Raw genomic sequence first — 22,994 nt, forward strand, 5'->3', positions numbered from 1 at the left:
TTCTATTATATAATAAAAACACGTTTTTTCCTATATAATTAAAAATAAATATTGCCTTCAAGGAGTAACCATGAATTTAAAAAATGAGAATCATCTTCAACAATTAAAAACATATTTTATTAGTGCATTTAAGTTGACAACTCATAAAGTAGCTATGATTAGTATTTTATTAGCATTAACTACATTAATTAGTTTATTAGAAATTCCTACTTTCTTCGGGTTCTTAACTATTGACTTTGGTAATACTATTAATTTATTAGCAGTAGTAGTTTTAAAGTTACCATATGGTTTATTAATTGGTATTATTACGCCATGATTACGTTTAATTATTCCACACGTTGTTCCTAGTAATGTGATTGGTGAATTATCTTATATGTTGAGTACTATTAGTTTAATATTAATATATTGTAGTTTTCATATGTTGTTTAAGTTATTACCATATTGAAAAGATGAACCTACTAATTGATGAAAACGATTATTAATAGTTGAATTACCAGTAGTTATTATTACTTGTATTTTAGTGTCTTTGGTTAATGTATTTTTTAATTGAGCATTTATTCTAGATTTATATGGTCAAGGTGATTATAAAAATCAATTGTGAATTGTCTTTTTACCATATAATTTATTTAAGTTTACTTTAGTTCTAGGATTATTTTTTTTGTTAGTACGACCTATTCAAATTTTAGGGCAGCACTTTAATTATTAAATTAGTAGTTACATTTATGTTTATTATGTAAGCAATTCCTGAACTTAATAAAAAGCCATGATGCTACTTGATGAAACACACGTGGGGGATGTTAGTTGGGGTGCTACACGTGGTTTAGTAAGTGGAGTAGTAAGGGGTATATATATGCTGACCATGTTAAGGTGCCGATAAGAAAGTACTAGCAGTAATAGGAGCAACACCTGTTGTTGGGGATGCAGTTTCATTAGCTAGTAAATTTAAAGCTAGTGTAAAAGATAATTATACTCGTGGGAAAAATTGAAGAACAAACAATACGAAAGATTTGAAAAGTGAACAAAGACAAAATGCTATTCAAAATGGACTAGTGAATAATATTGCTGATTCTGCTTCAAAGTTAAAGGCTGTGAATGATAAAAAGGTAAGGAGAAAAATAATAGAAAAAGAATTTTAAGTGAACCAAAAAAAACAAAAATTCAATACTATTGATAGTTCTGAAAATAGAGAAAGAAAACTGATCACCCATAATAAAGTAGACACAAAAAAGAACCTAAATAGTGAACTTTGAACTTGTCAAGTAAAGTGGACAATAAAAAGAACCTTATATAATTATTATTATAAATGTTACATTAAATCTAATTTCATAGGAATAAACTTAATATTTGTTTGGGAATAAGCTAATCGATATTCAATTGGACTCATTCCTTTTAATTTTGGTTGTGGTAGATGATTGTTGTAAAAATAAATATACTTAGGTAAATTTTCTTTAATTCATTCAATAGTTCGTTTTTTTCTTGGAATCTGATATAAGAATTCAGTTTTCATAGTTCCAAACCATGATTCTGTTGCTCCATTATCTGGAGAATTTCCTCTTCTGGACATTGATATTTTTATACCTAACGTATCACATAAAGTTTTATAAGAAGGGTTGGTATAATGAAAACCTTGATCTGATTGTAAAATTCATGTTTTATACTTTCCAGCATTAACTCAAGCTTGAATAATATTTTTTGTTACAAATGACATATCTAAACTTGAACTTATTTTGTAATCTAATATTTCATTATTGTGAAAATCCTTAACGATTGATAAATAATACGTTTTACCATTAGTTAGTAAATAGGTTATATCAGTGCCTAATTTTTGATTTAAACCAGTAGTTGCAAAATTACGGTCTAATAAATTATCATATCTTAAACTGCCAGATTTTAACCTATAATCAAACTTCTTTGTTCTAATTTTGGATTTTAAACCCATATTTTTCATATACCTATAAACAATATGTGGTTGTATGTTTAACTTATAAATTTTCTTTATTCAATCAAAATATATTTTATGCAAACTCAATGATGAAAATTACAAAAAGGTACTGGGATTAAAGTTAAATTAAATGGTGATATTGATAAAAATGGAAAGCAAAAAATACGACCAGGAATAATAATTAAATCATATCCTAGTCATATAAAAGTTCAATTATTTTCAACCGAAAAAAGTAAAGATACTTATTTTTCAATTGTAATAAATGGAAAGTTACAACATATTAGAGCCATCTATCATAAAACTATATTATTTACAGATGTTCATAGTTTTTGGTTTGAAAGAGGTAGTAAAGTCTCTATTGAAAAAGACAGTGTCTTTTTTGAGAAAATAATTGAAATGGAACATAAAGAAATTTTTGAAAAACCCTTAGACTTGTCTTTCCAACATAAGTTAGAAAAAGTAGAAAAACAAAAAGAACAATTAATTGTTTGAATTAAAAATTTACAAGAAGAAAACTTAAAATTAAAAGAACAACTAAAAAATCAAATAAGAAAAAACATGAAAATCAAAGATAAGCATTAAAAAACACAAACGAATTGACAACTATGAATAGTTTATGTATTCACAAAAGAAACGTTTGATAAATAGCTTGTAATAGTGCTTAAAATACATTTTAAAGGAGAACACCAATTATGAATACAAATAATACAAGAATTAGTAATTTTGTAAAATTAACTTACACAGTTAATTGGAAAGCCTCAATTAAAGATTTTTTAATGAATAAATAATGCTATCTCTTATTTAAAACTGCTCAATTGAGCAGTAATTTTGTAAATTATTAAAGTTATAAAGTTTTCATACTAATTTTTTTATAATTATTATGAAATACTTTGTTGTGAACTAGTACGACTTAGTACTGTAATGCTTTCATCACTATTTATTGAAACAGTATCAATCCCTTTATCAGGGCTGTTATTTGATAATTTATTAGTAAATTCATTTTTATCTTCTTCATCTGATTCTGAAAAAGAATTTAATTTTTCTGGATAATTGTTATTGTTATTATCAAAGGGTAAATCACTAACACTGCTGTTAATTAATGTTGTAGAAGAGAATTTTTCTTCAAATGGGTTTTTATTTGATGGATAGTCAAGGGCACCAGCAATTACTCTTGAATTTTTTTGATTTTCTAAAATTAAGTTTAATTTTTTATTAATTTCTTGATATTCTTGAATTTCATTTTTAGTAAATAAATTTTTTCAACAAATATTAATCTTTTCTAAAATTGTTGATTTTAAATCTTTGAGAGGTTGTTTGTTTTTTTCATTTTCTATTTTTAAAGTTTTAATTTGTGAATTAATATTTATATTTCTGAAAACTTTAAACAATCCTATAGTAATGACATTTAAAAAAGTTAATTGTCAATCATCTTGCTTTTTTTGTTGTCTTAAATTTTCAAAGAAATTATCCCCGCATGTACTTGTGGAGGAAAAAATGAAACTCAACGAGTTCAACAACAGTTTTCAAACAGAAAAAGATTGTTTAAAATATATCGCAAGTTTGAAAACAATTAAATGTATCAAGTGTGACACCAAATGTATAAATGTTTCTGATTTTAGAAGAATAAGATGTTTGAAATGTCATCAAACATTTAACATCTTACATGGCACCATTTTTTATAAGTCACAAACCAAATTGACATTTTGATTTTATCTTATCTTTAGATGAATAAACACCAAGCATGGCATACCTCTGCAACAGATCTTACAAAAGAATTAGGTGTGACTTATAAAACAGATTGAAGAATGGATCATGAAATCAGAAATAGAATTGCAAAACAAGAATCACAACTCATTATCAATGGCATTCCACAAATGGATGAAATGTATCTTTCACATATGGGTTCAAAAAAACAAGGGAGATCTTTGTTGAATAAAACATTGATTGTTGGCATTTATGAAAAAACAACCAATAATTTAATTGTGAAAGTTTAAAAAAAGCAGACAAGAAAAACCTTTTGAAGTTTGCTTTGCAGCACATTTCTGTTAGCTGTCCATTGTTTACTGATTCTTGAAAAGGATATCAAAGTTTTAAAACTTCTTATCCTAAACATGAAACAGTAAATCATCAATTTGGTTATGTGTCATCAAATGGTGTCAACACAAATCAAATTGAGTCAGTGTGAAAACATTTGAGGAAGACTTTCAGAACTCATGTCAGGGTTTCAAAAGAAAACATTCACTTATATGCCAAAGAATCTGCATATAAGTTTAATAAACTTCTAACTTTTGAAACCCTGATGTTGTGCTTACTATAAGTACATGCGGGGATAATTTCCTAGGTAGGCTTTTATCCTTGTTTATGTGATAAAATTTAAAAAAGTACATAAAGGGATAAAAGCCATTTGCAATTTTATATTCTATGTTTCAGATCTGTTCATCTAAACGGTCATTTTCCTTATTAAAACCAAAAATTAGTTTGTCTAATTTATTAATTTTTTCATTTAAGTTTTCTATTTCTATTTGCAATTCTTGCTCTTCATTGATTAATGGCATATTTTTACTACTCCTTTTAAAAAAATAAAAACCCATTTGCTTTAAATAAAACAATGAGTTAAAAACTATATTTAGTTTACAAGTATATAGGGGCTTTGCCCCTTGGGTGCTACGCACCCACACCCCACCAACTACTTTTAAAAAGTTGGACAAATGGCGTAAACGCCCCGCCAACCAAACCAAAGGTTCTTGGTTGGCACCGGCAATACATATACATTTTACTTCTTAGCAAACTTTTTATTTTTATCATAACTACGTTTACCACGAACCTTAACAACATCTTTTTTTTCAGTCTGTAATATATTATCCAACTTATCTAATCCTACCGCTCTAATATCATCAACAGTAAATTCTAAACCTTGTGACTGTTCATACTCTTTAACACTACTCAACTCACTCTTTAAATCATGAATATAATGCAAAGCACGACTATTATATTTTTGTAAATAAGACCTAGGAAATCACAAACTAAAAGTCATAGTCTCACCACTATAAGTTGGGGGAAAACCACCCTTTTTAATTATTTTCCTAGTTTGTCTTTTAGATAAAACAATTTTATTATAATCATCAACATTAGTATAAATATTAAGTTTAAACTTAACTAAAAATAATAAAATACGCATTCTCTTAACTTGAACAATATACTCTACTTTTTCACGTGCTTGCTTTGGTATTCTATCAGGGTGTTGTTCAATCATATACATTATTCCATTAAAATTATGACCTATTAATTTCAAAACATACCTAAACTTTCTTGTGTTTCTTTAAATTCCGGTGATAAATCATTACTATTAATCTTTAACCCCAATTCATCTAAAACAACCATATCATTCTCATTAAAATCATAATTACTATTTAATTGATTAAATTTAAAAACATCATCATAAGAACAACGATAACTAAACTCATTACGCACTTTAATAGGAATAGGACTAACTATACCCTACCTTTATGTCTTTGTGCCAAACAACAAGCAAGAGCATACTTAGCAATAATCCCGATAGTAACTTCATGATTCATAGTTTCTAATTTTTTAATTACCGATTGTCATTCTTTCATATCAGGTTTAGTTTTATTTAAATTTAATAATTCAGAAATTAAATATCCATATCAAGGCATTATCTTTCACTCCTAACCAATTAAAAATCCTACTGCTTTTAAAAATACTCATAACGTTAATACTTGTTCTAAACCACTAATAAAATCAACATTTAAAACTGAACTAATAGTATCATCAAAAATATGCCTTAATAAACCATCAATCTTAGCAAAAAACTCTCTTAATGGTTCTACTGGTAAAAGTTTACCAACAACACCAAATAATAATCATCTAAAAGCATTACGTAAATGACCAAAAACATCATATCAACTAACTCGTTCATACTCAGGGTTAAACGGACTATTTGGGGGTACTGGTGTTATATTTTCACTTGAAAAAATATTAATTTGACCAAATCTAACTGATACCGACTGTTGTGGATTTTCAATAACAGAATTAATAGAAAAAGTTATAGTTAAATACTTCAAATTAGGAACACGAACCGGCATAGTAATAAAATTATACATATCTTGTAAATAAGAATGACTATCAACCAACCCTTTAAAAACATATTTTGTATTACCTTCATAATCTAAAAATGAAAAATTAAAACTAGAACCAAGATAATGAAAATTAAAATAATTAAAATAAAACATAAATCCTTGTATATAAAAACTTAAAGGTTTAGAAATTTCAAATTCTAACTGAACATTAAATTTTTCTTGCCCTGAAGCACCACCAAATTCAATATAATTATTTTGATTAGTTTGTATTAAATTATGATTAAAAATAATCCTTGAAAAAGCAATCAACTGTTCATCATCAAAAATCAAATGACTAGTAAAATCAACATGTTTTTGTAAAACACCTGAAACAGAACTAACATAATTTAAAAAATATTTATAATCAGGGTGAAAATAATCATAAAAATAACCACTTACTAATTTTAAATCCGGTTGGTCAATATCAAAATAAGCAGAATTTCATGGAATTGTTGCTCAATCATCAAAACTATGATAATTAACATGTTTAACCATATCTTTTGTAATATCATAATTAACAACATTAGGGTCATTAGAAACAATCAAAGAAGTAGGTGCTTGAACAGAAGTATTTACAAGTAAAAATAATTTAGCAAACTTAAATCACATAGTTATTTACCAAATAAACACTTTAAAATTCACCATGAACCATAAAATAAAACAAATCCAATAAAAAAATGTGTACCATAAACTACTAAATCACATAAAATAGCAGTAAAATTATCAATTGGACTACCTATAAACATAGTTCAATAATCAACTATACATTGATGTATTTGATTATAAATATCTCAAACACTAATAAATACCACCTACCCAAATAACGACCTAAAAACAAATTTAATACTACGATAAATAAAATTAAAAAATACTCCTAACACAAGTCAAAAAGTCAAATTAAACAAAATATAAACTTCATTAGTAACATCAACCGTTTGATTTAAAAACATAGAAATATCTTTATTAGAAAATATAAAAATAAAATGCAAAATACTAACAACAAAATCAGACATAACTAATCACCTATATTAATTCCACTAACATCTTGTGTTTGCTTATGACCCTTAGCAATTGCTTTACCAACTGAAACAGAAGGCCTTACCAATTTTCTTAACACCATAACCTAATCCTAATGTTGGTAACATTAATTCAGGTAAAATAACCCTAAATGCAAATTTAAGCAAAATTAAAAATACCATTAATGTACCTAAATTAAAACCTAAGTCACCAATTGGAAAACTAAAAAACTTCATAAATATTTGACTAAATAATTTCATTACTGTTGTAATAAAAGGTATAAACATAATTTCACTCCTAATGTCTTGTAAATCTAAATAATCCTAAAATTAAATAAAAAACAAAACTAACATTTATTAAAGCAAGAATTGGCAAAGGCAAAGTATACAAACTATCATAAAAGAACGACTTAATAAAAAGTGTCACAGTATGTAAACCAGTAAAGGAACTTAGATACTGCATATAAATAGTTTGCACTAATGTATTAACAGTCGGTAAAAGTTTACCTAACAAAGGCAAAACAAAAACTAAACTAAAAAATAACTTTACCATTGCTTAATTCCTTTCTAATTACTAATGAGTTCCATGAATAATATGACCCACAAATTGTTTAATAAACACTAATACCATAAATACAATTGAAATTAGCACTGGTCAATTTGTAAGTGTTCCACCATCACCAGTTGTAAATACTCAACCAAAAATAAGTAAAAGCATTTAATAATTGTTGTCCAACACCACCTATCATGGTTAATAAGGCACTTAATCCTGTTGGCATATTAATCACCCCCTTTCTCTAATTCTTTTTGTTGTTTTTCCATTTCCAATCTACGTTTTTTCTTTTCAAAATCTTTACGACAATATAAACAATCAGGGTCACTATCATTTTCCTTTACATGTTTTTTATGTTTAAATTTCTGTATACCTTCATGTATTCAATTACGAGAAAATCAAAGAATAAGACCAAAACCACCCATATACGTTAAATATTTAACTATCTCTTTCATATCCATTATTTTCTACCCCCTAAAAAATCATCATAATTCATATTTTCATTTAATCTTTGTTCAAAATTTCTTTTTGCTTTTTTCTTATGCAATTTCTCTCTTGACATATTTTTTCACTTTATCTTTTTCATTTTAAACACCACCTAACGTATAAGCATAAGAATAATCCCAATTTAAACTTGCTCTATCTAAATTAATTTCAGACATACTATCGTTTAAATCAACATCAACCATACCGTCATCTGTACTTTGATAATCATTAATACTAACATTAATTAATCTTGCTCTTTCATCAGTAAATACTTCTTGTAACTCAGTATTATTATGAGTACTTCCCAATGGTAACAATAAAGTATTAATTATTTCACTTGTTCCGGCAATAATAGTAGGAATAGCATAAGCATTATTAATACCCATTGCTACACCACTACTAATTAAAAACCCACCAGTACCCATATTTGCTATTTTACGAATAGTTTCAAATCTATTAGGTACTAACTCAGTTAAACCACTAACAACATTTGCTATTCCAAAACTATTTAAAGACACATAAGTATCTCAATCCACAAAAGGCACATCAATAATAGGTTTAATAGTTGTAAATGGTGAATATGTTGGTCTTGGTGGTTCAGTTGGACAAGGCGGTCAAAAACAAGGTTCATCTTTTAATAAAGACACAGACTTATCTACATATTGAACAAACTTAGCATAATTAATTAAACCAATTGTTCCCAAACCCAAAAATATTTTTTTATAACTATTAATAACTTTATTTCTAGTAGTAGATCTTTGATTAATATTCCATATATCAATTCCTAATTTCTTACTAAATAATAAAGAATTAATACTTCCTAAAATTGGGTCTTTTAAATATTAACCATAATAAGCACCAACTCCAACCATAGCACTTAATGGACTTATACCAGTTCTTATTAATTTTAATAAAGTATAATTACTAGTTTGCTCTAATTCATTAGGCATAAATAAAACTCCTTACTATTAATAAGGAGCATATTTATACCAATTTGTATAATTGGGAGTAAAGTACACAAAAAAGTATAAATATACTCCCTATTTAGTTTTTTTAATTTTCTTTTTGTTGTAATTGTCCTTTTTGTTTAACCAAAGCAATATTTAATATACAATTTGGACAATAATATTGTTTAGTATATAAATTTTGTAAAACTTTCTTAGGACAAATAACTTGTTCACAAAGTTTACACATATACATTGCTAAATGAAAAGGTTGTTGACAAGCACAATTATTAATTTTTGACATAAATTTAATCCTTTAAATAATTATTTAGTTTTTAAATTATGTATATCAATAATTTTACCTTCTCATGAAACTTCAACATCATAGAAAAGTCCCACATCAATAGTCATTTTAGCAAGTTTTATTGCTAATGCACTATTTAATAAAATCCATTTATCTTTTGACTTTTCGCCAGTAGAAACTTTAATACCTTTATCAGTTTCATAAAACGGCGAAAATGTAAGGACAGTATAATTATTATCCTTACCGTTTTTATCTTTAATAATTTTGTCAGTTTGTCAATCTGATAGTTGACATAGAAAATTTTGCATAAATGCTTTTAACCTCCGAACATTTAAGTTACTAATTAGTAACTAGATTAAAATAGCGGGTATGACTATCTTAATTATAAATATACACTAAAAATAAATAAATACAACAAAAAAGCACAAATATAAATGTTCGGTAAATATCTGTGCCATTAACAATTATATATATATATATACATACATACAAGTGATTTAATTAAAATTTTATTGTCAAAAAGAATTGATTTAAGATATCAAATACTTATAATAATTAGAGAAGGAGGTGAATGAATGGATAATAAATGTAAATATCAAGAATTTTCAAATCCATGAATAGACAATACTAAACAACCACAAGAAAAACATATGATGAACCTTAAATATAAAATTGTAAAATGTAATGATGAAGAAGTAAATAATACTGATTATTGTTTAAATCATCAAAAAAAAGATTAAAATACACCCTTAAATAATAATTCAAATTCTAATTAAAACTAATGGAGAATTCTTTTATCAATTATTATTTGTTCAACTTTATCACCAAAAACTCCAGTTAAAAAATTTAAAATCTTTTCTTTAATATAAACTCATGGTTGAAATTGCTTAATAGCATTCAAGCACCTAATATTTGAAAGAGAAACATATTGTTCATAATCTTTAAACTGGTCACCAACAATGGTAGTATCAAAACTACCACCAAAAAGCATAGTACGACCAAAACTATCAATCTTTTTCTTAAAAAACATTGAATTTATTGCTTTAATTGAAGCATCTATTAATCGTTGATACAACATTATTTTTTGACCCTTAATAACTTTAGGTCAAGAACAATTACGAGAAAAAGCATAGGCACGAACACCTAAATCAAATTGATTTAGACATTTTAAATCATTTTGTACCTTAGTAACATACTTTGCTAAATATTTAACAATATGTTCATTAGAACCCTTAGTAACAACGCTTACATCATTAAAACCAAATGGTCATCACTGTGGTAACATACTTTTATGTATTTTTCTATTAAATAAAATATGAAAATGAATAGCACCACGTTTTTGATATTCATAAACATACATATACTTTAATTTACCTAAGTACTTAGAGCGCTTAGGGTCATTTCACAAACGCTTTAAACGTTTAAAAAACAAATTAATATCATGCTTTGCTTGTTTAATATCGTGCATATTATTCTTATAAGTCAAGGTAACAAAACTTAAAACTTTACTATCATAAAAATTATGATAAGCACGATGTATTAAAGTAGTCTTAGTACGAATAGAATTATTACGTAACTTAGTATCATTAATACCTAAATTCTTAATACCGTTCTCATTACGTTTATTATCTAAAATAGCATACATAGGTATAGTACTACATTTTTAACATAACAACCATAAAAAGTCTTTTTAATATAAAAATTTTCTTCCATATATAAAACTCCGAACATTTATTATAATTTTACATATTTTATTACTATTTAATATTATCATAATTATTTTTAAAAAATAAAAATAATACTACGGCCAATTGTGATACTTAATCAAGGTTCTGGTTGGCTCCGACCATAATAAAGTTTATTTACATTTTTGGTGAGTTTGGTTTATATCCACTTGTTGAAGGTTCATTATCAGCATGTATTTTTTGTTTGTCAAATTGACTTGAAGGTATAAAATTATTAATATGTTCTATATTATAATTAGAATTTGCTTTAATAAAATTTTTAGTATGAATAAATTCACTGGTTGCTTCAAATTTTTTATTTTTTATTTTTTCATCAATTTCTTTTAAAATATTTTCTTTAAATACTTTTAATTCTTCACATTTTTCCAAATGATTTTCTTGAAGAATTGTAATTTTTTCTTGTAATTCTTTGACTTTTTTTTGGTATTGTTCTTCGTTTGTAAAACATTTTTTACCTATTATTAATTCTTTAATATCTTTAATAACTTCATCAACATAATGAAAAGCACTTTTATCTACAAGAATACTAAAACTTATAGCTGCTAATCCCCATGAAAGATATGTTTTAGTTCTTTGAAAGAATTCTGAAAAATTACTAAATTTATCCTCAGTTAATTCGTTTTGAATATAGGCATCTGTTAATGCTGCAAAACAACACAAAACACCTAATCTACTACCATTTTTCATTAAATTTTTAAAAGCATTTCATCTAATACTATAATAAATAATGTCTATATTTGATTCTGAATTTATATTTTCAATATCGCTGTTAATTGATTGATAATTTTGAATATTTGGCATATTATATTTCTCCTTTATTAAAATGAAAAAACTCATTTGTTTTAAAAAAACAATGAGTTAAAAACTTATATTAAGTTTATAAATTTATTTTAACATTTTTTTATTTTTTTTAAAATGTTTATTTCTATAATAACAAGCACGACATACAATATTTTCGGTTTCTTTTTTTTCAGTCTGTAATATATTATCCAACTTATCTAATCCTACCGCTCTAATATCATCAACAGTAAATTCTAAACCTTGTGACTGTTCATACTCTTTAACACTACTCAAATCACTTTTTAAATCATGAATATAATGCAAAGCACGACTATTATATTTTTGTAAATAAGACCTAGGAAATCACAAACTAAAAGTCATAGTCTCACCACTATAACTTGGGGGAAAACCACCCTTTTTAATTATTTTCTTAGTTTGTCTTTTAGATAAAACAATTTTATTATAATCATCAACATTAGTATAAATATTAAGTTTAAACTTAACTAAAAATAATAAAATACGCATTCTCTTAACTTGAACAATATACTCTACTTTTTCACGTGCTTGCTTTGGTATTCTATCAGGGTGTTGTTCAATCATATACATTATTCCATTAAAATTATGACCTATTAATTTCAAAACATTCCCAAACTCTCCTGTGTTTCTTTAAATTCCGGTGCTAAATCATTACTATTAATCTTTAAACCTAATTCATCTAAAACAACCATATCATTCTCATTAAAAGCATAATTACTATTTAATTGATTAAATTTAAAAACATCATCATAGGAACAGCGATAACTGTATTCATTACGAACTTTAATAGGAATAGGACTAACTACTCTCTACCTTCATGTCTTTGTGCCAAACAACAAGCAAATGCTGACTTACCAGTACGTGGTGGCGCTGAAATAATATAACTACCTACACGTTGCAATATCTTTATATTTTTTCTAGTTATTAAAAACGGATAAAGAATTATAACTAACAAAATTCCTAAAATTAAATATCCATACCAAGGCATTATCTTTCACTCCTAACCAATTAAAAACCCTACTGATTTTAAAAATACTCATAAAGTTAATACTTGTTCTAAACCACTAGTAAAATCAACATTTAAAAATGAACTAATAGTATCATCAAAAATACGTCTTAATAAACCGTCAATCTTAGCAAAAAATTCTCTTAATGGTTCTACTGGTAAAAGTTTACCAACTACACCAAATAACACTCATCTAAAAGCATTACGTAAATGACCAAAAACATCATATCAACTAACTCGTTCATATTCAGGATTAAAAGGACTATTTGGGGGTACTGGTGTTATATTTTCACTTGAAAAAATATTAATTTGACCAAATCTAACTGATACCGACTGTTGTGGATTTTCAATAATAGAATTAATAGAAAAAGTTATAGTTAAATACTTCAAATTAGGAACACGAACCGGCATAGTAATAAAATTATACATATCTTGTAAATAAGAGTGACTATTAACTAATCCTTTAAAAACATATTTTGTATTACCTTCATAATCTAAAAATGAAAAATTAAAACTAGAACCAAGATAATGAAAATTAAAATAAAACATAAATCCTTGTATATAAAAACTTAAAGGTTTAGAAATTTCAAATTCTAACTGAACATTAAATTTCTGTTGACCAGCAACACCACCAAATTCAATATAATTATCTTGCTTAGTTTGTACTAAATTATGATTAAAAATAATCCTTGAAAAAGCATTTAACTGTTCATCATTATATTTAGCAGCAAGACCATAAACCGTATCTGTTGGTAAAGCTATGATGAAAAAGCAACTGAAGATTTTGTAATTCAATATGGGGTATTTAACATTGGTTGTTTAGCAACAATAACTGTGACTTTCCCTTCTTTAAAATTAGTAGTTAAAAATCTTTGTAAATCTTCACTGATTATTCCTACTAATTTAGCTTGTTCTCAACTACCAACTAAAATTGGTAAAGGTTTATTGTGTCCACGATTTTTAATTTTATAAATTTCTGCAATTGCTTTTTCATCATCAAAAATCAAATGACTAGTAAAATCAACATGTTTTTGTAAAACACCTGCAACATCACTAACATAATTTAAAAAATATTGATAATCAGGATGAAAATAATCATAAAAATAACCACTTACTAATTTTAAATCAGGTTGGTCAATATCAAAATAAGCAGAATTTCATGGAATTGTTGACCAATCATCAAAACTATGGTACTTAACATGTTTAACCATTTCATCTGTAATATCATAATTAACAACATTTGGGTTATTTGAAACAATCAAAGAAGTAGGTGCTTGAACAGAAGTATTTACAATTAAAATAATTTAGCAAACTTAAATCACATAATTATTTACCAAATAAACACTTTAAAATTCACCATGAACCATAAAATAAAACAAATCCAATAAAAAACTGTATACCATAAACTACTAAATTTCATAAAATAGCAGTAAAGTTATCAACCGGACTACCCAAAAACATAGTTCAATAATCAACTATACATTGATGTATTTGATTGTAAATATCTCAAACACTCATAAATACCACCTACCCAAATAACGACCTAAAAACAAATTTAATACTACGATAAATAAAATTAAAAAATACTCCTAACACAAGTCAAAAAGTCAAATTAAACAAAATATAAACTTCATTAGTAACATCAACCGTTTGATTTAAAAACATAGAAATATCTTTATTAGAAAATATAAAAATAAAATGCAAAATACTAACAACAAAATCAGACATAACTAATCACCTATATTAATTCCACTAACATCTTGTGTTTGCTTATGGCCCTTAGCAATTGCTTTACCAACTGAAACAGAAGCCTTACCAATTTTCTTAACACCATAACCTAATCCTAATGTTGGTAATATTAATTCGGGTAAAATCACTCTAAATGCAAATTTAAGAAAAATTAAAAATACCATTAACGTACCTAAATTAAAACCTAAGTCACCAATTGGAAAACTAAAAAACTTCATAAATATTTGACTAAATAATTTCATTACTGTTGTAATAAAAGGTATAAACATAATTTCACTCCTAATGTCTTGTAAATCTAAATAATCCTAAAATTAAATAAAAAACAAAACTAACATTTATTAAAGCAAGAATTGGCAAAGGCAAAGTATACAAACTATCATAAAAGAACGACTTAATAAAAAGTGTCACAGTATGTAAACCAGTAAAGGAACTTAGATACTGCATATAAATAGTTTGCACTAATGTATTAACAGTCGGTAAAAGTTTACCTAACAAAGGCAAAACAAAAACTAAACTAAAAAATAACTTTACCATTGCTTAATTCCTTTCTAATTACTAATGAGTTCCATGAATAATATGACCCACAAATTGTTTAATAAACACTAATACCATAAATACAATTGAAATTAGCACTGGTCAATTTGTAAGTGTTCCACCATCACCAGTTGTAAATACTCAACCAAAAATAAGTAAAAGCATTTAATAATTGTTGTCCAACACCACCTATCATGGTTAATAAGGCACTTAATCCTGTTGGCATATTAATCACCCCCTTTCTCTAATTCTTTTTGTTGTTTTTCCATTTCCAATCTACGTTTTTTCTTTTCAAAATCTTTACGACAATATAAACAATCAGGGTCACTATCATTTTCCTTTACATGTTTTTTATGTTTAAATTTCTGTATACCTTCATGTATTCAATTACGAGAAAATCAAAGAATAAGACCAAAACCACCCATATACGTTAAATATTTAACTATCTCTTTCATATCCATTATTTTCTACCCCCTAAAAAATCATCATAATTCATATTTTCATTTAATCCTTGTTCTAATTCTATACACATACACCTATAATCTCGTTGACAATAACATTTATTCATTTTAAACATCTCCTATAATCTATAATAATTTTCATCAAATTCTAACCTTGCATTAATATTAAGTTCACTTCCGTCAAAACTATAATTACTGCTACTATCATTAATACTTTGATAATCATCAACAACACTGTCATTAATTAACCCCGCTCTTTCATCAGTAAAAACTTCTTGTAACTCAGTATTATTATGAGTACTTCCCAATGGTAACAATAAAGTATTAACTATTTCACTAGCACCCGCTATTATTGTAGGAATAGCATAAGCATTATTAATACCCATTGCTACACCACTACTAATTAAACATCCACCAGTTGCCATAATTACAAATCTTTCTTATACTCTCAAAACGATTAGGTATTAATTAACTTAAACCACTAACAACATTCGCTATACCAAAACTATTTAAAGATATATAAGTATCTCAATCTACAAAAGGCACATCAATAATAGGTTTAATAGTTGTAAATGGTGGATATGTTGGTCTTGGTGGTTCAGTTGGACAAGGTGGTCAAAAACAAGGTTCATCTTTTAATAAAGACAAAGACTTATCTACATATTGAACAAACTTAGCATAATTAATTAAACCAATTGTACTTAAACCCAAAAATATCTTTTTATAACTATTAATAACTTTATTTCTAGTAGTTGGTCTTTGATTAATATTCCATATATCAATTCCTAATTTCTTACTAAATAATAAAGAATTAATACTGCCTAATATTGGGTTTTTTAAATATTGACCATAATAAGCACCAACTCCAACCATAGCACTTAATGGACTTAATCCTATTTTTACTATCTTTGTTAAAGTATAATTACTAGTTTGTTCTAATTCATTAGGCATAAATAAAACTCCTTACTTTATTAATAAGGAGCTTATTTATACTAATTAGAGTAAGGGGCAAAAATACACTAAAAAGTATATATATGCCCCTTATTAAATTTTTATTTATTTCTTTTATTCTCTTTTCTTATTCATTCCATTTCATTTGCTATTTTATAACACATTTCACAACCATATATTCGTTCATAAGTTCAATCACCACACTTATGTTTCATAATTTAACTTACTTTCTTGCTGTCTCATTGCCTTATTTAAAGCAATATCTAATATACAATTTGGACAATAATATTTTCTAGTATATAAATTTTGTAAAACTCTTTTAGGACAAATAATTTGGCCACAAAGTTTACACATATACATTGCTAAATGAAATGGTTGTTCACATGAGCAATTATCATTTTTAGCCATAATTTAATTTTCTCCTAACCTAAAATAATTATTTAAAATTACCCTTTTAATAAATAACTATTTTCAATTAGAAAGTTTTTTAATATTACCGCTTAAATCTAATTCAAGTGAATAAAAATTACCAACTTTTAAATCAACAGTAGATAAACAATTATTAAAATCACTAGCAAATTCTGGATTATATCATTTATCACGTGTTTGACCAGTTGGCACGCTTGTTTGTCTATTTATTTCTACAAACTTCAAAACATCAAACTTTAATGTTTGACCTTTATTATTTTTATCGGGAATAATACGCCCTTTTTCAATATTAACTAATTGAACTTTAAACATAAAAAAACTTAACCTCGGCAATTCATTAAAATTTAATTTAATAAGTTAAGCATAGTAGGGTAACCTACGCTTAATAAGCGTATATCATAAAAAAATAAAAATACAATTAAAAATAAAAAAATGAACACTAGTAAGAATTGCCATAATTACTAATGTTCATTAACCATTATATATATAAGTAAAAATATAGAAAAATCAGTTTTTTTCTAATGTAACACTTTTTTCTGAAAAAATATTTTTTCAACTTTATTACCAAAAACTTTATTAAGAAAAGTCAAAACATTTTTATCTTTTTGAATTAAATAACCAATTTCACTAGTCCGTAAATAATGCTTATGCGATAATGCACTTAAATATCCATAACGTTCATAATCTTCATATTCTTTAAAATAATCATTTACAACAGTACTTTCAATAATACCACCAATCATAACAGTATTACCTTCACTATCTTTTGGCGTTTTAAAATAAAACACATTTGTTGCTTTAATTATATCTTGTATTGTCATGTTTTTAATTCCACGAACTACAATAGGATTTTTACAATTACGACTAAAAGCATAAGCCTTTACACCTACATCTGTTTGATTTAAAGACTTAACATCATCTAATGCTTTTGTAACATATTTCCCTAAATATTTAACTACAAATTCATTTGTACCTTTTTTAACAACAATTAACTTAATACCTTGCTTCTCAGCATGTGGTCATCAATCAATTATCATACTGTAAGGTATTTTTCTATTAAATAAAATATGAAAATGTACAGCACCGCGAGTTTGATATTCATAAACATAAAAATACTTTAATTCACCTAAATATTTAGAACGTTTAGGGTCATTTCATCACTTTTTTAATTTAAGAAAAAATAAACGAATATCTTTTTTTGCTTTTTTAATATCTTGCATATTATCTTTATAAGTTAAAGTAAGAAAACTCATCATTTTACTATCATAAAAATTATGTAATGCTTTTTGTATTAAATTAGTCTTAGTACGAGATGTATTATTTCTTAATTTTTGTTTATTACCAACATAAGACTTTCCCCTAACATTCCCAATATTATTTAAAAAAGAAATAGGTAAAATCACATTCTTAACATAACAAGCATAAAAAATCTTTTTAACATAAAAATCTTGTTGAATATCCATATATAAAACTCGGCAATTCTAGGTTTTTTAAACACCAATTTCATACATTTTAATAACAAACAAATACTAAAATAAAAAATTATAAAAACAAACACAAAACAAAAATGATACTTAATTTAATTTAATTATGAATGATTTATATTCATTGTCTATCAACAACGAGTTTTTAATATTAATTAAAATTTTTATGAATTATTTTTAAAACTTTAAAAAAGATATTTGTAATTCTTTTCTTTTAATAAAATAGTCTGTTTTTGGTTCTATTAATTCTATATTCATATATGGTATGTGGTACACGGCAGTCCAAGTATGTGTATTTATATTTGAAATACATATAATATTAAATCCATTATGATGGAGTGATAATTAAATATGCTAATGAGTTAACTAGAAAATATAGCAAATTAACTCTAGAGGATAAATAACTTGCATTTTTTCTAAATTAATTTATAATTTTTATAAATAAGTATTTAGAAGGAGCAAGTATAATGGAAAACAGTGTCAAGTTTAAAAAAACAATCGAATTTAAAAGTAATAAGAAATTAAAATCTAATTCCAAAGCGCAAATGTTCAAAATTACTCTAACAGGAATTTTATTAGGTTTAGCAGTAGCATCATCATTAATCGAAATTCCTGTTCAATTTATGGGGGTAATTTTACCATTACGAGTGTTTGATTCATTAATTATTGCTTTTGCTATTCCAATCATTGGTCTCTATTATACATTAGTGATTGGTGTTGTTGAACCGTGATTACATTTATTATTAGATGGTGACCATCCACCATTACAAATTTTCTTTGATGATATTGCTAATGTTGTCTTTATTATTTCTTTTTATTTTATTTATTACTATTTATTTAAATTACGTAATAAGAGTAACAATTTAAAAACTGATGTTATTAAGAAAGTTAGTGCGGGATTAGTACTAGTACCATTAAATGCGGTTGTTGCTTCCTTAGCTTTTTCATTAACATTAGTAGTACTATACTTTAATCCTACCCTATCACGACCAGGTGACTATTTAAACAATATTATTAACTTTAATAACAATGTTACAAAAGTATTCTTTATTTTAATTGGAATTGAAATCTTACGTTTTACTTTTATTTATATTTTATTTAGTTTGATTCAAAGACGAATTAGTCATATTCAAAGTTATTACTAATCTTAATTCAATATTAGCATAAGCATAACAAGTATAAGTTAATTAGCTTTTTTTGGTAATTTAACAATGTTACTTTTAATTTCCTCAATTTCTTTAACATCAGTAATATTATTAAATAAATGATAAAGCATATAATTTAATTCTTTTGGTTTGGTAAAATGACTATTAAAATATAAAACAGTTTCATCGATGGTTTGCATGAGAACCAAAGTCTGCTTGGTATTAATACTATTGTTTTGTAATGGTAGTTTAACAAATGTTGGTAAAGCACTAACAAAATTATAATCTTCTAATGATTTTTCTTTTTGAGTATAATAGAAAATCTGGAAAGCACTAACTTTAGCACCAATCGTTTTAATAGCATTTTTAACAGCTGATACTTGTGTTGCTAACATATTTTTAATTAGTAAAGTAATAACAATGGTAATAGTTCCAATTGGCAGAATAATAGAAAGAATTAAATCTAAGTTAACATTGAATTGTTGAACAAAGATTGCTTTAATTGGATTTGTTTATTATATTGTAGTAAATAATACAAAATTAGGTGATTTTCATCATTTATGTATTACTAATACTTCTGTTTTAGTTTTTAAGATATATCAGAAAAAATATGAATTTAAAACTAATACTACACCATAAATTAAAACAATTAATGTTGTTAAAAAATTAAAGAAACTAAAAACAATAGCTAAATTAATAACAAATCCTAAATACATTTTAGTATCATAGATAGGATAATCATTAGAAAATTGGGTACTTAAACCGTATTTCTTTTCAAAGTGATTACATTTGTATAATTTAATAATTACTACAATATAATAAACAAATCCAATTAAAGCAATAAAGATGTATGAATAGGCAGTATTAACACTATTTACACGTTGGGTTCAAGCAGCGCTATAATCACTAATTGGTGTTTCTTTACCTTTTACAAATTGAAATGACAATAAAGAAAAGTCAATTAAAGGATATTTGATTGCTAGTAATTGTTGATATCAACCAGTTTTTGCAGCATCCAACTTATAATCTTTATTTGTGCTCGTTCTTGTAAGAATAAGATTAAAGCTGTCATTAATAGACCAATAAATATTAATCAAAAAAATGTTAAAATAAAATATTGTGAACCTAAAAATTTATGTGGTCGTAATTTTTGCTTTAAAGCAAAAACTTTTTCATTCATTATTTTTCCTCCCTTTTCATTTAAAATAGTAACCGCTTATTTTAATTATAACACTTATTAGTAAAAAAATTTGTTTGTTTAATTTTCTGTCAAATTATTTTGAATTATATTTTAATCTTAGGTTGGGACATAATCAAAAGGAAAGTCAGGAAATATGAATTCATTTAAACACAAAAAGAGAAACTAAAAGCAATTAAAAACTTATTGTTGATAGACACTAAATGAAATATTTATATGATACCTTTATAAATTAAAACATTTAAACGACAATCTCAAAGCGTTAGATGAGCAAAAAGAACAAGTAAACAGTCGCAGCCAAAACTACTGAAAACACAAATTCTTTCTTTGACTTAACAATTAAAGCAAGAATTCGATAACCGTAGAAAAGAATTAACAAATAATGCTAAGAATAGATTCGACCCTAACTTGGGATAATTATATCTTCAAATTTTATTAAAAAATGAGCAATTGCTCATTTTTTTTGTCATTAATTCAATTGCTAAATAAAAAATTTTGAAAACTGATATGATGATACTTAAATATTGAAAAACTACCCAACCTTCAGTAAATAAGCCTAATCTTTAAAATGATAAATTATTAGGTGTTCTTGGAAAAGGAATTACGTCTCTAATATTACTAATTCCTGTTATAAACATTAGTAAACGTTCTAGTCCTAAACCAAAGCCAGCACTAGGAGCATAACCATACTTACGTAAATCAAAGTATCATTGTAAGCCATCACCTGCTATTTTAAATTGCTTCTTATTGCTTAATAACTGTTCATAATTGTCTTCACGAACTGAACCACCAATTAACTCACCAATCCCAGGTACTAATAAATCCATAGCAGCTACTGTTTTTTGTTCAGGATGGTTAACGTCCATCGCATTTAATTTCATATAAAATGCTTTAATGGATTGTGGATAATTAATAACAAATGTTGGTTGTTTGGTAATTTCTTCACATAAATATCTTTCATGTTCAGATTGTAAATCAATTCCTCATTTAATATCTTTAAACTCAAATTCTTTCCCTGCTCCTTGAGCATTAATTAGTAAGTCAATGACTTCACTATAAGTAATAACTTTAAAGTCAGATTTTGCACCAGCAACAACTTTTAATTTATCAATTAATGGTTGCTCCTTAGTTACTTGTTTTTGGTTTAATCAAGTTAGTTCTGGTAAACAATTATCTAACACATCGTTAATCACACTTTTAATTAATGCTTGGGCTAATTTAATATTATCTTGTAAATTGGCAAATGTAAATTCTGGTTCAATCATTCAAAATTCAGCAGCATGACGTGAAGTATTAGAATTTTCAGCACGGAAAGTAGGACCAAAAGTATATACTTTTTGTAATGATTGGGCATAAGCTTCTGCATTTAACTGACCACTAACAGTTAACGACGCTTTTTGACCAAAAAAATCATCTTGATACTTGTTATTAGTAATTGTTGTCACAATAAAGTTTTCACCTGCTCCTTCAGCATCATTGGCTGTAATAATGGGACTGTGTAAGTAGACAAAGTTTTGGTTATGGAAAAATTTATGAATAGCTCACGATACTTGGTCACGAATTTTAAACACTGCTAAAAAGGTATTAGTACGACCACGGAGATGGGCATTATCTCGTAAAAACTCATTAGTGTGTTCTTTCTTTTGAATAGGATAATTAGGATCAGCAACATTATAAATAATAATATTAGTTACTTGTAATTCAAAGGGTTGGCTTTTACCTGGTGTTAATAATAAGTTACCACTAACACTAATAGCACTGCCAGTAGTAAGGCTTGTACATGCTTTTCAATTTTCAAGTTTCATATTATAAACTGCTTGTAAGTTATTGACAGAAGAACCATCATTTACATCTAAAAATCCAACATTTTTACCATTACGATTAGATCGTATTCACCCATTAATAGTTATTTGTTCTGGTAATTTTCGATTTGATTTTTCATTAGTATTAATAAATAAATTATTAATGGTATAAATCATTGTGCTTCCTCCTTATAATTTTATATAGTAAAATAATTATATATTAACTATTAAGAATAGTATATTAACTATCCTAATTATTTTTAATAAACGGTAATTTGATAACACAAAAGTAA

The 22,994-nt window shown here is 25.8% G+C and carries 45 protein-coding genes; 7 read left to right on the forward strand and 38 right to left on the reverse strand.

The window, feature by feature from the left end:
• The first annotated feature begins 70 nt into the window (after window positions 1-70).
• Together AAHM98_RS06225 and AAHM98_RS06230 are read left to right on the forward strand one after the other, a co-directional pair.
• Window positions 71-706 (forward strand): ECF transporter S component, encoded by a 636-nt coding sequence (locus tag AAHM98_RS06225; protein WP_342275994.1) that lies wholly within the window; start codon window positions 71-73, stop codon window positions 704-706.
• A 301-nt stretch (window positions 707-1,007) separates the two neighbouring features.
• Window positions 1,008-1,136 carry a hypothetical protein gene (locus AAHM98_RS06230; RefSeq protein WP_342275995.1) on the forward strand — a complete coding sequence of 43 codons (129 nt, stop codon included), beginning with the start codon at window positions 1,008-1,010 and terminating at the stop codon, window positions 1,134-1,136.
• Between the two features lie 170 nt (window positions 1,137-1,306).
• Here the strand turns inward: AAHM98_RS06230 and AAHM98_RS06235 are convergent, their stop codons facing one another.
• Complete coding sequence (locus AAHM98_RS06235; RefSeq protein ID WP_342275996.1) at window positions 1,307-2,029, reverse strand: IS3 family transposase; 723 nt, start codon at window positions 2,027-2,029, stop codon at window positions 1,307-1,309.
• On the opposite strand from AAHM98_RS06235, the gene AAHM98_RS06240 reads away from it, so the two are divergent.
• Complete coding sequence (locus tag AAHM98_RS06240; protein ID WP_342275997.1) at window positions 2,018-2,524, forward strand: hypothetical protein; 507 nt, start codon at window positions 2,018-2,020, stop codon at window positions 2,522-2,524. The genes AAHM98_RS06235 and AAHM98_RS06240 overlap by 12 nt on opposite strands.
• Window positions 2,525-2,820: 296 nt before the next feature.
• Here the strand turns inward: AAHM98_RS06240 and AAHM98_RS06245 are convergent, their stop codons facing one another.
• A complete protein-coding gene (locus tag AAHM98_RS06245) occupies window positions 2,821-3,447 on the reverse strand; it encodes a hypothetical protein (RefSeq protein WP_342275998.1) in 627 nt (208 codons plus the stop codon).
• Between the two features lie 219 nt (window positions 3,448-3,666).
• Between AAHM98_RS06245 and AAHM98_RS06250 the strand changes: the two genes are divergently transcribed.
• Together AAHM98_RS06250 and AAHM98_RS09035 are read left to right on the forward strand one after the other, a co-directional pair.
• Window positions 3,667-3,936 (forward strand): hypothetical protein, encoded by a 270-nt coding sequence (locus AAHM98_RS06250; protein WP_342275999.1) that lies wholly within the window; start codon window positions 3,667-3,669, stop codon window positions 3,934-3,936.
• A gap of 35 nt (window positions 3,937-3,971) precedes the next feature.
• Window positions 3,972-4,259: a transposase gene (locus AAHM98_RS09035; RefSeq protein WP_425289585.1), complete on the forward strand. Its 288-nt coding sequence runs from the start codon at window positions 3,972-3,974 to the stop codon at window positions 4,257-4,259.
• Here the strand turns inward: AAHM98_RS09035 and AAHM98_RS06255 are convergent.
• The 15 genes from AAHM98_RS06255 to AAHM98_RS06325 form a co-directional block, all read right to left on the reverse strand.
• Window positions 4,213-4,497: a hypothetical protein gene (locus tag AAHM98_RS06255; protein WP_342276000.1), complete on the reverse strand. Its 285-nt coding sequence runs from the start codon at window positions 4,495-4,497 to the stop codon at window positions 4,213-4,215. The two genes, AAHM98_RS09035 and AAHM98_RS06255, sit on opposite strands and share 47 nt — an antisense overlap.
• Before the next feature lie 218 nt (window positions 4,498-4,715).
• Window positions 4,716-5,201, reverse strand: coding sequence for a hypothetical protein (locus AAHM98_RS06260; protein WP_342276001.1), 486 nt, complete (start codon window positions 5,199-5,201; stop codon window positions 4,716-4,718).
• Window positions 5,202-5,224: 23 nt separating this feature from the next.
• Window positions 5,225-5,413: a hypothetical protein gene (locus tag AAHM98_RS06265; protein ID WP_342276002.1), complete on the reverse strand. Its 189-nt coding sequence runs from the start codon at window positions 5,411-5,413 to the stop codon at window positions 5,225-5,227.
• A gap of 20 nt (window positions 5,414-5,433) precedes the next feature.
• Window positions 5,434-5,616, reverse strand: coding sequence for a hypothetical protein (locus tag AAHM98_RS06270; RefSeq protein WP_342276003.1), 183 nt, complete (start codon window positions 5,614-5,616; stop codon window positions 5,434-5,436).
• A gap of 12 nt (window positions 5,617-5,628) precedes the next feature.
• The gene (locus AAHM98_RS06275; protein ID WP_342276004.1) at window positions 5,629-6,687 is read right to left on the reverse strand and encodes a hypothetical protein; all 1,059 of its coding nucleotides are present in this window, start codon (window positions 6,685-6,687) and stop codon (window positions 5,629-5,631) included.
• A gap of 2 nt (window positions 6,688-6,689) precedes the next feature.
• Window positions 6,690-6,824: a hypothetical protein gene (locus AAHM98_RS06280; protein ID WP_342276005.1), complete on the reverse strand. Its 135-nt coding sequence runs from the start codon at window positions 6,822-6,824 to the stop codon at window positions 6,690-6,692.
• A 66-nt stretch (window positions 6,825-6,890) separates the two neighbouring features.
• Window positions 6,891-7,091, reverse strand: a complete 201-nt coding sequence (locus AAHM98_RS06285) for a hypothetical protein (protein WP_342276006.1) — start codon at window positions 7,089-7,091, stop codon at window positions 6,891-6,893.
• A gap of 63 nt (window positions 7,092-7,154) precedes the next feature.
• Complete coding sequence (locus tag AAHM98_RS06290; RefSeq protein WP_342276007.1) at window positions 7,155-7,382, reverse strand: hypothetical protein; 228 nt, start codon at window positions 7,380-7,382, stop codon at window positions 7,155-7,157.
• A 10-nt stretch (window positions 7,383-7,392) separates the two neighbouring features.
• Window positions 7,393-7,647, reverse strand: a complete 255-nt coding sequence (locus AAHM98_RS06295) for a hypothetical protein (protein ID WP_342276008.1) — start codon at window positions 7,645-7,647, stop codon at window positions 7,393-7,395.
• A gap of 21 nt (window positions 7,648-7,668) precedes the next feature.
• Window positions 7,669-7,812, reverse strand: coding sequence for a hypothetical protein (locus AAHM98_RS06300; RefSeq protein ID WP_342276009.1), 144 nt, complete (start codon window positions 7,810-7,812; stop codon window positions 7,669-7,671).
• A gap of 62 nt (window positions 7,813-7,874) precedes the next feature.
• Window positions 7,875-8,108 (reverse strand): hypothetical protein, encoded by a 234-nt coding sequence (locus tag AAHM98_RS06305; RefSeq protein WP_342276010.1) that lies wholly within the window; start codon window positions 8,106-8,108, stop codon window positions 7,875-7,877.
• On the reverse strand, window positions 8,108-8,233 hold the full coding sequence (locus AAHM98_RS06310) for a hypothetical protein (protein ID WP_342276011.1): 126 nt from the start codon (window positions 8,231-8,233) through the stop codon (window positions 8,108-8,110). Before AAHM98_RS06310 ends, AAHM98_RS06305 begins: the two co-directional genes overlap by 1 nt.
• Window position 8,234: 1 nt before the next feature.
• Window positions 8,235-8,843, reverse strand: coding sequence for a hypothetical protein (locus AAHM98_RS06315; RefSeq protein WP_342276012.1), 609 nt, complete (start codon window positions 8,841-8,843; stop codon window positions 8,235-8,237).
• A 343-nt stretch (window positions 8,844-9,186) separates the two neighbouring features.
• Window positions 9,187-9,381, reverse strand: a complete 195-nt coding sequence (locus tag AAHM98_RS06320) for a hypothetical protein (protein ID WP_342276013.1) — start codon at window positions 9,379-9,381, stop codon at window positions 9,187-9,189.
• 20 nt (window positions 9,382-9,401) lie between these two features.
• The gene (locus AAHM98_RS06325; protein WP_342276014.1) at window positions 9,402-9,689 is read right to left on the reverse strand and encodes a hypothetical protein; all 288 of its coding nucleotides are present in this window, start codon (window positions 9,687-9,689) and stop codon (window positions 9,402-9,404) included.
• Between the two features lie 267 nt (window positions 9,690-9,956).
• Between AAHM98_RS06325 and AAHM98_RS06330 the strand changes: the two genes are divergently transcribed.
• Entirely contained in the window at window positions 9,957-10,121 is a 165-nt protein-coding gene (locus tag AAHM98_RS06330) for a hypothetical protein (RefSeq protein ID WP_342276015.1), read from the forward strand.
• A 38-nt stretch (window positions 10,122-10,159) separates the two neighbouring features.
• Here AAHM98_RS06330 and AAHM98_RS06335 read toward each other — a convergent pair whose 3' ends face one another.
• From AAHM98_RS06335 to AAHM98_RS06415, 17 genes are all read right to left on the reverse strand, one after another.
• Window positions 10,160-11,026: a rolling circle replication-associated protein gene (locus tag AAHM98_RS06335; RefSeq protein WP_342276016.1), complete on the reverse strand. Its 867-nt coding sequence runs from the start codon at window positions 11,024-11,026 to the stop codon at window positions 10,160-10,162.
• Between the two features lie 217 nt (window positions 11,027-11,243).
• Window positions 11,244-11,927: a hypothetical protein gene (locus tag AAHM98_RS06340; RefSeq protein WP_342276017.1), complete on the reverse strand. Its 684-nt coding sequence runs from the start codon at window positions 11,925-11,927 to the stop codon at window positions 11,244-11,246.
• A gap of 84 nt (window positions 11,928-12,011) precedes the next feature.
• The gene (locus tag AAHM98_RS06345) at window positions 12,012-12,545 is read right to left on the reverse strand and encodes a hypothetical protein (RefSeq protein ID WP_342276018.1); all 534 of its coding nucleotides are present in this window, start codon (window positions 12,543-12,545) and stop codon (window positions 12,012-12,014) included.
• A gap of 199 nt (window positions 12,546-12,744) precedes the next feature.
• On the reverse strand, window positions 12,745-12,930 hold the full coding sequence (locus AAHM98_RS06350; protein ID WP_342276019.1) for a hypothetical protein: 186 nt from the start codon (window positions 12,928-12,930) through the stop codon (window positions 12,745-12,747).
• 12 nt (window positions 12,931-12,942) lie between these two features.
• A complete protein-coding gene (locus tag AAHM98_RS06355) occupies window positions 12,943-13,743 on the reverse strand; it encodes a hypothetical protein (protein ID WP_342276020.1) in 801 nt (266 codons plus the stop codon).
• A complete protein-coding gene (locus AAHM98_RS06360) occupies window positions 13,707-14,210 on the reverse strand; it encodes a Sua5/YciO/YrdC/YwlC family protein (protein ID WP_342276021.1) in 504 nt (167 codons plus the stop codon). Before AAHM98_RS06360 ends, AAHM98_RS06355 begins: the two co-directional genes overlap by 37 nt.
• 64 nt (window positions 14,211-14,274) lie before the next feature.
• Window positions 14,275-14,466, reverse strand: coding sequence for a hypothetical protein (locus AAHM98_RS06365; RefSeq protein ID WP_342276022.1), 192 nt, complete (start codon window positions 14,464-14,466; stop codon window positions 14,275-14,277).
• Between the two features lie 9 nt (window positions 14,467-14,475).
• Window positions 14,476-14,676 carry a hypothetical protein gene (locus tag AAHM98_RS06370; protein ID WP_342276006.1) on the reverse strand — a complete coding sequence of 67 codons (201 nt, stop codon included), beginning with the start codon at window positions 14,674-14,676 and terminating at the stop codon, window positions 14,476-14,478.
• Between the two features lie 2 nt (window positions 14,677-14,678).
• Window positions 14,679-14,966, reverse strand: a complete 288-nt coding sequence (locus AAHM98_RS06375; protein WP_342276023.1) for a hypothetical protein — start codon at window positions 14,964-14,966, stop codon at window positions 14,679-14,681.
• Between the two features lie 10 nt (window positions 14,967-14,976).
• Window positions 14,977-15,231, reverse strand: coding sequence for a hypothetical protein (locus AAHM98_RS06380; protein ID WP_342276008.1), 255 nt, complete (start codon window positions 15,229-15,231; stop codon window positions 14,977-14,979).
• A 21-nt stretch (window positions 15,232-15,252) separates the two neighbouring features.
• Window positions 15,253-15,396, reverse strand: coding sequence for a hypothetical protein (locus AAHM98_RS06385; protein WP_342276009.1), 144 nt, complete (start codon window positions 15,394-15,396; stop codon window positions 15,253-15,255).
• A 62-nt stretch (window positions 15,397-15,458) separates the two neighbouring features.
• Window positions 15,459-15,692 carry a hypothetical protein gene (locus AAHM98_RS06390; RefSeq protein ID WP_342276010.1) on the reverse strand — a complete coding sequence of 78 codons (234 nt, stop codon included), beginning with the start codon at window positions 15,690-15,692 and terminating at the stop codon, window positions 15,459-15,461.
• 119 nt (window positions 15,693-15,811) lie between these two features.
• Window positions 15,812-16,117, reverse strand: coding sequence for a hypothetical protein (locus tag AAHM98_RS06395; protein WP_342276024.1), 306 nt, complete (start codon window positions 16,115-16,117; stop codon window positions 15,812-15,814).
• Window positions 16,118-16,160: 43 nt separating this feature from the next.
• Window positions 16,161-16,643: a hypothetical protein gene (locus AAHM98_RS06400; protein WP_342276025.1), complete on the reverse strand. Its 483-nt coding sequence runs from the start codon at window positions 16,641-16,643 to the stop codon at window positions 16,161-16,163.
• A gap of 204 nt (window positions 16,644-16,847) precedes the next feature.
• Window positions 16,848-17,051 (reverse strand): hypothetical protein, encoded by a 204-nt coding sequence (locus AAHM98_RS06405; RefSeq protein WP_342276026.1) that lies wholly within the window; start codon window positions 17,049-17,051, stop codon window positions 16,848-16,850.
• 57 nt (window positions 17,052-17,108) lie between these two features.
• Window positions 17,109-17,384: a hypothetical protein gene (locus AAHM98_RS06410; protein WP_342276027.1), complete on the reverse strand. Its 276-nt coding sequence runs from the start codon at window positions 17,382-17,384 to the stop codon at window positions 17,109-17,111.
• Between the two features lie 206 nt (window positions 17,385-17,590).
• Window positions 17,591-18,535 carry a rolling circle replication-associated protein gene (locus tag AAHM98_RS06415; protein WP_342276028.1) on the reverse strand — a complete coding sequence of 315 codons (945 nt, stop codon included), beginning with the start codon at window positions 18,533-18,535 and terminating at the stop codon, window positions 17,591-17,593.
• A gap of 488 nt (window positions 18,536-19,023) precedes the next feature.
• On the opposite strand from AAHM98_RS06415, the gene AAHM98_RS06420 reads away from it, so the two are divergent.
• A complete protein-coding gene (locus tag AAHM98_RS06420; protein ID WP_342276029.1) occupies window positions 19,024-19,701 on the forward strand; it encodes a hypothetical protein in 678 nt (225 codons plus the stop codon).
• Between the two features lie 38 nt (window positions 19,702-19,739).
• On the opposite strand, the gene AAHM98_RS06425 is transcribed toward AAHM98_RS06420, so the two are convergent.
• The 4 genes from AAHM98_RS06425 to asnS all read right to left on the reverse strand — a co-directional run bounded on the left by AAHM98_RS06425 (window position 19,740) and on the right by asnS (window position 22,878).
• Complete coding sequence (locus AAHM98_RS06425) at window positions 19,740-20,096, reverse strand: hypothetical protein (protein WP_342276030.1); 357 nt, start codon at window positions 20,094-20,096, stop codon at window positions 19,740-19,742.
• Window positions 20,097-20,216: 120 nt separating this feature from the next.
• Window positions 20,217-20,720, reverse strand: coding sequence for a hypothetical protein (locus tag AAHM98_RS06430; RefSeq protein ID WP_342276031.1), 504 nt, complete (start codon window positions 20,718-20,720; stop codon window positions 20,217-20,219).
• Complete coding sequence (locus AAHM98_RS06435; protein WP_342276032.1) at window positions 20,681-20,881, reverse strand: hypothetical protein; 201 nt, start codon at window positions 20,879-20,881, stop codon at window positions 20,681-20,683. Before AAHM98_RS06435 ends, AAHM98_RS06430 begins: the two co-directional genes overlap by 40 nt.
• Before the next feature lie 581 nt (window positions 20,882-21,462).
• The gene (gene asnS, locus AAHM98_RS06440) at window positions 21,463-22,878 is read right to left on the reverse strand and encodes an asparagine--tRNA ligase (protein ID WP_342276033.1); all 1,416 of its coding nucleotides are present in this window, start codon (window positions 22,876-22,878) and stop codon (window positions 21,463-21,465) included.
• Window positions 22,879-22,994 lie beyond the last annotated feature (116 nt).

This window comes from Spiroplasma endosymbiont of Nebria brevicollis (genome assembly GCF_964030895.1).
Lineage (GTDB): Bacteria > Bacillota_I > Bacilli_A > Mycoplasmatales > VBWQ01 > Spiroplasma_E.